Raw genomic sequence first — 8,364 nt, 5'->3', positions numbered from 1 at the left:
CCCGTAGCAACATCAGTTTAGAATCCCCCGTGTTTCAACCGGGGGAGATGTCAACTATGTATATCGGTGGTCGATTTTTCATTCTCTCGTTGTGGGAGCATCCCGATTTTTTCAATATACCGCTAAGGATTTAAACCCTTAGCTAGTAGCACAAGTCATATTTTTATAAGTTTAATAAATCAAACAGTCTGCTTCAGCAAACTTTAGTTATAAAACTGCGATTGAAATCGCAGGTGGACTATGGACAATAATCAGGAACAACACCAGCATTTAGGCATTTTAGACAGTCTTCTGATGCAAATGTTTGGACGACCCAAGGGGATACTAGGTCGGTTAGGAGGTTTTATTTTAGCCCGTACGAAACGCGATTTTACTGAGTGGGTGATTTATCTTCTTGAAATTCAACCGGATGACAAGGTGCTAGAAGTTGGATTTGGACCCGGAGTAGGGATTGAGATTCTGGCGTCTGCGGTGTCAACCGGGTATATAGCGGGCGTTGACTATTCAAAAGAAATGGTTGAGCAAGCCAGAGTGCGAAATGCGAAAGCGATAGAGACAGGCTTAGTTGAACTTCAGTATGGCTCGGTTGAAAAACTGCCGTTTGCAGATGACACATTTGATAAAGCCTTGGCCATCAACTCCATGCAAGTTTGGACAGACGCAATGATTGGACTGCGCTCAATGCGGCGGCTGATAAAGGTCGGTGGTAAGATTGCGCTTGGGTTTACTCATCATTCCGGCCAATCGAGTACTGGATTGACCGAAATGCTGACGACAGCTGGCTTTACTGAGGCACACTTGATAAAGACAGATCGGGGTTTCTGTGTGCTGGCGACTAAATAATCAGCTGATACTAGTAGTCTGACAAGTTAACTTTGCTAGGTAGACTTTCTCCGCGTTGATCTACACCCAGCAATTTTGGGTTGCTAGACCACTAGTTGCTGTTAGATGACTGGCTTGCATTAGCAAGGTATAAAGTAGGGATGAATAAACCATAAACTTGAGGAGAAATCTGTATGGCAACTTACCAATCAAATCCAGAAGCGATCGCTAATGAAGAACTGAGCGATGAATTGTTGACAGATACCGCAACTATCAATCATGTAGAAGTGATTGAAAACGTGATTGATAGTCTAGAACAAAATGATAGTGCTATGGTTAGCCAGTCTCCAGAGGGTAATTATCTCTGGAAATTTACCTATGGTAGTGTAGAAGTCTTTGTCCAACTTACAGGGACAACAGATGAAGATAAGATCACAGTATGGTCTCCAGTACTAAAATTACCTGCTAAAGATGAACCTAAACTTATGCGGCAATTATTAGAGATGAATTGCTCTAGCACTTTTGAATCTCGTTTTGGCATTATTGAAAATCAAGTGGTCGTACTGGGTACGCGCACATTAGCAGAATTGTCTGCTGGCGAAGTCTCACGCCTGATTACTGTTGTGGCAACAATCGCCGATAATAACGATGAAACTTTACAATCAGAATTTGGTGCAGCTTAGACGATTTTGGATTTTGAATTTTGGATTGTAGACTGGGGTTTGCTGGATAATGCATAGCAAGCAGATTTGGCGACTAATTCCTTTACTAAAAGCCACTGGTAATATCCAGATGGCTATTGATCATTGGTTATTAGAACAGCACTTATCAGGACAGCATCCCCCTTCTTTACGATTTTATACCTGGTCGCCTGTTGCAATTTCCCTTGGCTACCATCAACACAAATATCCTCAACACTGGCAGAATTTAAGTTGGCAAGGTCAAAAAATAGACTTGGTGCAGCGTCCAACTGGAGGACGAGCAGTTTTGCATCAAGGTGATTTAACTTACAGCATAGTCACATCTGGACTCAGTGGTAGTCGCATGGAAGCATACCAAAAAGTCTGCGAGTTTCTCATTCAAGGATGGCGTCAGCTTGGCATCGATTTACACTACGGTAGCGCTGGGCGGGGTTACATCCACAATCCCAACTGTTTTGGCACTGCTACAGGTGCAGATTTAATCACAGAAGATGGTTGTAAACTGATTGGTAGCGCCCAGTTGCGACGCGGAGGGGCAATTTTGCAACATGGTTCAATGCGTTTGCACCCAGATGTCGAACTATTTTCTGAAGTATTTGGTGCTGAGTCGTTTAGCTGTGTGCAGATTCCGCAAAATCTGAGTATTGAAAAGATTATGGCAGTTTTGAGTGCAACCGCCAGTGATTGTTTTAATATCCAGTTAAATGTACAACATTTTTCTGAAGATGAATGGCAAACAATTTTGGCGTTAAGTACTAAGTTGTATAGGTGAATTGAGGAAAACAAACTCTGCATCTCTTTGCGTTTTCCTCTGCTAACTGGTGCGTTTTAATTAATTATTTCTTCCATATCCTCTCTAATATTTCAATTTGCTTTTTCCTCTCAAGAGCCATCTGTTCCTCTGAATTAAATATCATCTTGTGTTGATTTTTCAAACTTTCAAATTCTTTAATAATCTTAGCCATTTGTTGGTCACGCTGCTTTTTGTACTTATTAAACTGATATTTTCCTAAAATAAAGCCCATGATCAAAGAACTCATGAAAACTGCTGCAAACAAACCGACATTTTCATTTGTTTGCTTGACAGATGTTACCTTATGAGGGTGATCTGTTTGAGATGGGACTGAGACGGAAACAGCTTGTATATTTTTAGCAACTTTTGCAATCAGCATAATTAGAATTATGGTTAAGTAGTTATTTGTCGATTGTTGATGATTAATAGTTAATGATTTTTGTTAGAAACTACTAACTACTAATCACTAACTACTCACCTCTTAATTCTAAATTGCAGGCTTGAAAGTATCTATAGCTAAATTTAATATGAACTACCGTTAATCGGCAATTTTCATGATTGTATTGCTCAATGGCTCCTTTGGAGTTGGTAAAACTACAGTAGCGAAAATTCTCCATGATTCCCTAACAGGAAGCATTATATACAACCCTGAATGGGCAGGGTCATTACTAATGCGCCTACCAAATTGGATCGAATTGAAAAGAACGGGAACAGGTGACTTTCAACACATAAAGTTATGGAGAAAATCCGTGATAGCAGGTACTCAACTATATCGTTTATTCGCAAGAAGTGTAGTTATAGTCCCAATGACATTTAGTAGTCGTGATTATTTTGATGAGATTGTTATAGGAATTAAAAGTTTTGATTCTGAGCTAAGGGTGTTCTGTTTGAAAGCAAGTCTCGATACTGTAAAAAGACGCCTTGTTCAACGAGGAACTCAAATTGAGGGTGCAGAGTCTGAGTGGATTGCACGCCGAATTGTAGAATGTGCAGATGCTCATCGCGATCGCTATTTTGGCGAACCAGTTGATACCGAATGTGGTTCTGCACATGATGTTGCTCAAGACATTATTTTTAGATTACAAAAACCGAACCGTAGTGGGGGTGAGTGTTAAAAGAGCGATCGCTTGTGATATTAGGTTCGCTTGATTACTTATAATCCCCTCCCCTCCCCGCACGCGGGGAGGGGACTTAGGGGTGGGGTGCAATGACTGTGGGAAGTATAACTAATTATCCGAACTTGATATGAATGATTGACCAATCAGAGCAAAACCGACTATCTCACTTGATTTTGATGAGTCGCAAACACAACAAGAACATTCTGGTTTCAAACAGCAAACTTCGCCCTTCAAACAAGAACATTCTCGTTTCAAACAGCAAACTTCACCCTTCAAACAAGAAAATTCTCGTTTCAAAAAGCAAACTTCACCCTTCAAACAAGAAAATTCTCGTTTCAAACAGCAAACTTCACCCTTCAAACAAGAAAATTCTCGTTTGGAACTTCAATCCCCAATCCTCTTACACCTTCAACTCCCCAAATTTGGGACTCCACCACCCTTTTTGCGTACTGAAATAAGCCACATCCTTATGTTTTTGATCACTGCGGGACTTGGGATTTGAACACCGTAGCATGGTTTTATTCTGTCCGTCTTTGATATAGGTGTACTCCTCCAAAGGTTTTTTGCACACTGGACAAGGATATGTGGTGATATTCGCTGGAGATTTTTGCGGATTTGTATCTTTCTCTTTAGTTGTTTGAGAACGGGGTGCTTCCCAAGTTTTGGTATACTCACTCCAAAACAAAACCACATTTTCACACCCACTCACACATTTGAGAAAGTATTTCTTTTTGACTTTATTGCTAGGAATTTTGGCTAAATGGTTTTTGCACTGAGGACAGCGAGTTCTGGAAGTCTCAAATTTTCGTTCAGTGACACTAGCTGCTTTAGCGCCATTTGCGGAACTCGATGAACTCACAGGTACAGTTTTGGCTTTGATTAATGCTGGTGCAAAGTAACTCTGATGCCAATTTGTCAGATAATGCTGCCAGGGTTGTTTTCCAGAAGCGATCGCATCAAGTGCATCTTCCATTTTGGCAGTAAATTCTGTTTCTAATAAATCTGGTAACGCTTTCTGCAAAAAATCATCGACTTCTAAACCCAAAGTTGTTGGATGGAGGTTTTCTTTGGTGAGCTGGACGTAATCTCGTTTTTTTAAGGTTGCGATTGTGGGAGAATAGGTACTTGGGCGACCAATACCTTTGCGCTCCATGAGTTGGACTAATTTTGGTTCGCTGTAACGTGGTGGTGGTTGAGTTTGTTTCTTCTCGTGATCTGCATTCTCCAAAGTTAACATCTGTCCTTTTTGCAAGTTAGGCAGAATTGTATCTTTGCTGAGGTTTGACCAGTAGCGAGTATAACCGAGAAACTCGACTATTTGTCCTCTAGCTTGCCAGAGTAAATCTCCAGACTGGGTGATGACAAGAGTTTTACGAAGAATTGCGGGACGACATTGGGAGGCGATCGCTCGTTTCCAAATCAAAACATACAAGTTAAATTCGTCAGTCGTCAGTTCTACTCGCAATTGAGCAGAAGGACGAAACACATCTGTGGGGCGAATCGCTTCGTGTGCTTCCTGTGCTGTTTTTTTACTACGATGTCTGGCTGTTTGCGGGGGTACATTTTCTGGATCATTTTGCTCTAACCATTGACGCGCACTGGTGCAGAACTCTGGACTCAACATCACTGAGTCTGTCCGCATGTAAGTAATTAAACCCGCTTCATACAACTTTTGAGCGACAAGCATTGTCTTTTCAGGTGCAAACCGCAATCTGGAACCAGCAGCTTGCTGAAGTGTAGAAGTGATGAAGGGTGGAGGTGGTTGACGATTAACGGTTTTTCCTTCATATTGAACAACTTGATGCGGATGGCGTTTTGCTTCTTCAACTAAGCGCGTGGCTTCGGCTTCCGAAAGAACACGGGTAGATTCGGTTATTTCTGTAGTATTTATTGCCGTATCGTCGTGAACTTCAGTTTCTTGTTTTGTTTCTTGTTTGGGAGCATTGACTGTTCCTTTGTAAAAAGCGCGGAACCCTTCTGCATAGTCTACCCAAACACTCCAATAATCTTGGGGAACAAAAGAGACGATTTCTCTCTCGCGTTGGCAAATTAGGTGTAAAGTAGCACTTTGGACTCTTCCAACACTTTTGGCTCCATTATTTAATGCCCAAACTAAGGGACTACCTTTATAACCTACCAGCTTATCCAAGCAATCTCGACACAATCCTGCTCCGACTAAGTTAGAGTCAAGTTTTCTGGGATTGGCGATCGCAGTCCTCACCGCAGATTCTGTAATCTCTGTATAAACAACTCGTTTTGGTTCTTTTAATCCTAAAGCTTCTTTGAGGTGCCAAGCAATGGTTTCTCCTTCTCTATCTGGATCTGTGGCTAAGATCACTTCTTTGACTTGTTTAACAGCAGTTTTAAGTTGTTGAATCGTTTCCTTTGCTTGCTGATTGCGAGGTATATAGCGACACTGCACACTGTCACCATCCATAGTAAAGCCCAGAGAATCTTCACCTTCATTGCTGAGTTCCCGGATATGACCACAACTAGCACGTACAATCCACTCAGATCCGAGGATTTGACTGAGCTTTTTAACTTTTCCGGGAGATTCAACGACGAGAAGGCGTTTAGGCATGACACCTGACCATTTTTTGAATTCAAAATTCAAAATTTCAGAAACAATTTTGAATTGACCTGTGGATGTGACTTAAAAATAAGTTCTTAGTTTTTTATAGTACACTTGTTTGACGTTTTGTGGTTTATAAGTAAGTGGGTCAAATTAAATATAAAACCTCACCCTCAATCCCTCTCCTTACTAAGGCTGCGGTGTACACACAAATCAAAATTTTTCATGTTGAAACTGTATCCCGCCTAGAACTAAAGTTCCAGGCTCATAGCGAAAGTCCACTCAAGTGGACTGGAACAAACTTTTTTTTGAGTCCTCTGAAGAGGACTTGCGCATCTGTATCGCCTCGGAATTTATTCCGAGGCGATACAGATGCGCTTGATTTACGAGTTTCAAATCTGATTTACGAGTTTGAAACCTGATTTGCTGTGAATGGATAACGCCTAAAGATTGCGGCTTTCCCGGAATCCAGTAACTTTAACGGGACGCGAAAGTCCCTACCTTCAGCGAAGCAAGGTAGGGATGAATAGCGGGAAATTGTGAAAACCTCTCAAACGTATTTGTAGCTTGCTTCCCGTAGGGTACGTAGTTCAAACAGAGCAAAGAGGATTTGAACAATTTCCAATTATTCGTTTGGTGATTCTTGAGATTGTATATATTGTTTGATTTTTTCAATAGGCGCACCACCAGTAGAAGCGACATAATATGAACTTGACCAAAATACAGATTTTTTATAGAACGTAAATAAATGTTCTGAAAATTCTTTTTGGATAATTCTACTAGACGCTGATTTTAGACTACCCACAAGAGCAGATAGATTGTTATCAGGATGAAAGTCAATTAGTAAGTGAACATGGTCTACTTCTCCTGAAAACTCAATCAATCTGCATTTTGTTTTTATGCAGACATTTGCAAATATTTCATGTAACCGTTCCAAAATTGGCGCGATTATTGTTTTGCGTCTGTATTTGGTTACAAACACAAGATGTAGGTGAATAGAGAAAACAGAATGAGAGCCTTTTCTAGGAACCACTTGACAAGCCTATACGTCAACTGTAATATCATAGAATAAATCCAAAAAGGAGGCAAATAAATCAGTGGCTACAAGACGGATGACTTTTAGGTTATACCCAAACAAACAAATAGAACAGTCTTTGAGGTATCACCGAAAGTTACACAAAGACTTGTACAACGCTGCTGTATATAACAGATTTACTCAATATCAAAAATTCAATCATTCTGTTAGTTATTTTGAGCAACAGAATTGTTTACCTGCTTTCAAAGAAGTTTGGACAGAGTACAAAGAAATTAATTCTCAGGCTTTACAGGCTACTTTAAAGCGTGTTGATTATGCTTTTGAACGTTGGTTCCAAGGTTTAGGCAAACGTCCACTATTCAAATCAATTCGTCATTATTCAGGATGGACATATCCAGCCAAAAGCGGATATTCGGTAGAATCTAATGGTGAAAACGGTTATTTGAATTTGTCTAAAATTGGACGTATTCAGATGCGTGGTCAGGCTAAATATTGGGGAACTACAACCACTTGCACCATTGTTTTTAGAAATAATAAATGGTACGCATCTATAACGGTAGATGTGCTAAATCAAGTTTTAGAAGCTAAATCTCTACCTGATATAGCTTTTCCTTTTGGCGCTGTTGGTATTGATTTAGGTTGTAAATATGCATTATCGATCACTAATGGGGAAACGCATAAACAAATTGATGCTCCTAAGTTTTTAAGGAATGCTGAACAGCTAATTAAAAAAGCTTCTAAAAAGAAAAGAAGGAAACAAGCACCAAATAGAAAGAAAAAAATTAAGGCTTCTAGAAGATGGAAAAAAGCTCAAACTACGGTTAGCAAAATAATTCGGAAAGTTGCTAACCAAAGGCAAAATTGGGTACATCACGTAGCAACAGAAATAGTGAGCGGTAATAGCTTCGTTGCAACTGAAAAACTAGAAGTCAAAAACATGACCAGTAAAGCTAAAAAAGGCAAGCGCAAGAAACAAAAAGCAGGTTTGAACAAATCAATACTGGATGTTGGTTTTGGAATGCTTCGCAGTACTATCAAATACAAAGTTGAGCAAATAGGTGGTGTATTTGTAGAAGTTCCAACCAAGAAAGTAAAGCCTAGTCAAACCTGTCCTAAATGCGGTCATCAGCACAAAAAAACACTCGATGTTAGAGTCCATGAGTGTGGTGTTTGTGGATATGTTCAGGACAGAGATATTGCTGCTGCTGAGGTAATGCTTTATTGGGCTAAAGGTAATCTGCCGGGGTTAGGAACTAGCCTCTTAGACGGCGTAAATAGAAGGTTCGTGCAACCAGGGGCAACCAGTCATTGAAATCATTGAC

General features: G+C 40.3%; 8 protein-coding genes. 5 read left to right on the top strand and 3 right to left on the bottom strand.

Annotated features, from left to right (window positions below):
- Window positions 1-240 precede the first annotated feature (240 nt).
- The 3 genes from AC5JMK_RS10015 to AC5JMK_RS10005 all read left to right on the top strand — a co-directional run bounded on the left by AC5JMK_RS10015 (window position 241) and on the right by AC5JMK_RS10005 (window position 2,295).
- A complete protein-coding gene (locus AC5JMK_RS10015; RefSeq protein WP_096676156.1) occupies window positions 241-843 on the top strand; it encodes a class I SAM-dependent methyltransferase in 603 nt (200 codons plus the stop codon).
- 173 nt (window positions 844-1,016) lie between these two features.
- The gene (locus AC5JMK_RS10010) at window positions 1,017-1,505 is read left to right on the top strand and encodes a YbjN domain-containing protein (RefSeq protein ID WP_096676157.1); all 489 of its coding nucleotides are present in this window, start codon (window positions 1,017-1,019) and stop codon (window positions 1,503-1,505) included.
- Window positions 1,506-1,554: 49 nt separating this feature from the next.
- Complete coding sequence (locus AC5JMK_RS10005; RefSeq protein ID WP_096676158.1) at window positions 1,555-2,295, top strand: lipoate--protein ligase family protein; 741 nt, start codon at window positions 1,555-1,557, stop codon at window positions 2,293-2,295.
- A 64-nt stretch (window positions 2,296-2,359) separates the two neighbouring features.
- On the opposite strand, the gene AC5JMK_RS10000 is transcribed toward AC5JMK_RS10005, so the two are convergent.
- The gene (locus tag AC5JMK_RS10000) at window positions 2,360-2,695 is read right to left on the bottom strand and encodes a hypothetical protein (protein ID WP_096676159.1); all 336 of its coding nucleotides are present in this window, start codon (window positions 2,693-2,695) and stop codon (window positions 2,360-2,362) included.
- A gap of 175 nt (window positions 2,696-2,870) precedes the next feature.
- Here AC5JMK_RS10000 and AC5JMK_RS09995 point away from each other — a divergent pair, with 175 nt between their 5' ends.
- Window positions 2,871-3,431 (top strand): AAA family ATPase, encoded by a 561-nt coding sequence (locus AC5JMK_RS09995; protein ID WP_495909986.1) that lies wholly within the window; start codon window positions 2,871-2,873, stop codon window positions 3,429-3,431.
- Between the two features lie 403 nt (window positions 3,432-3,834).
- Here the strand turns inward: AC5JMK_RS09995 and topA are convergent, their stop codons facing one another.
- Both topA and tnpA read right to left on the bottom strand, forming a co-directional pair.
- Complete coding sequence (gene topA / locus AC5JMK_RS09990; RefSeq protein WP_096676161.1) at window positions 3,835-6,015, bottom strand: type I DNA topoisomerase; 2,181 nt, start codon at window positions 6,013-6,015, stop codon at window positions 3,835-3,837.
- Between the two features lie 616 nt (window positions 6,016-6,631).
- A complete protein-coding gene (gene tnpA / locus AC5JMK_RS09985) occupies window positions 6,632-7,039 on the bottom strand; it encodes an IS200/IS605 family transposase (RefSeq protein ID WP_096676162.1) in 408 nt (135 codons plus the stop codon).
- A gap of 79 nt (window positions 7,040-7,118) precedes the next feature.
- Between tnpA and AC5JMK_RS09980 the strand changes: the two genes are divergently transcribed.
- Entirely contained in the window at window positions 7,119-8,354 is a 1,236-nt protein-coding gene (locus AC5JMK_RS09980) for an RNA-guided endonuclease InsQ/TnpB family protein (protein ID WP_495909987.1), read from the top strand.
- Window positions 8,355-8,364 lie beyond the last annotated feature (10 nt).

Source organism: Pelatocladus sp., from assembly GCF_059505505.1.
This window is presented reverse-complemented; position numbering and strand designations above follow the sequence as displayed.

Coding starts and splice junctions, on each gene's coding strand:
- AC5JMK_RS10015 (WP_096676156.1), top strand. CDS start 241: ATGGACAATAATCAGGAACAACACCAGCATTTAGGCATTTTAGACAGT.
- AC5JMK_RS10010 (WP_096676157.1), top strand. CDS start 1,017: ATGGCAACTTACCAATCAAATCCAGAAGCGATCGCTAATGAAGAACTG.
- AC5JMK_RS10005 (WP_096676158.1), top strand. CDS start 1,555: ATGCATAGCAAGCAGATTTGGCGACTAATTCCTTTACTAAAAGCCACT.
- AC5JMK_RS09995 (WP_495909986.1), top strand. CDS start 2,871: ATGATTGTATTGCTCAATGGCTCCTTTGGAGTTGGTAAAACTACAGTA.
- topA (WP_096676161.1), bottom strand. CDS start 6,015: ATGCCTAAACGCCTTCTCGTCGTTGAATCTCCCGGAAAAGTTAAAAAG.
- AC5JMK_RS10000 (WP_096676159.1), bottom strand. CDS start 2,695: ATGCTGATTGCAAAAGTTGCTAAAAATATACAAGCTGTTTCCGTCTCA.
- AC5JMK_RS09980 (WP_495909987.1), top strand. CDS start 7,119: ATGACTTTTAGGTTATACCCAAACAAACAAATAGAACAGTCTTTGAGG.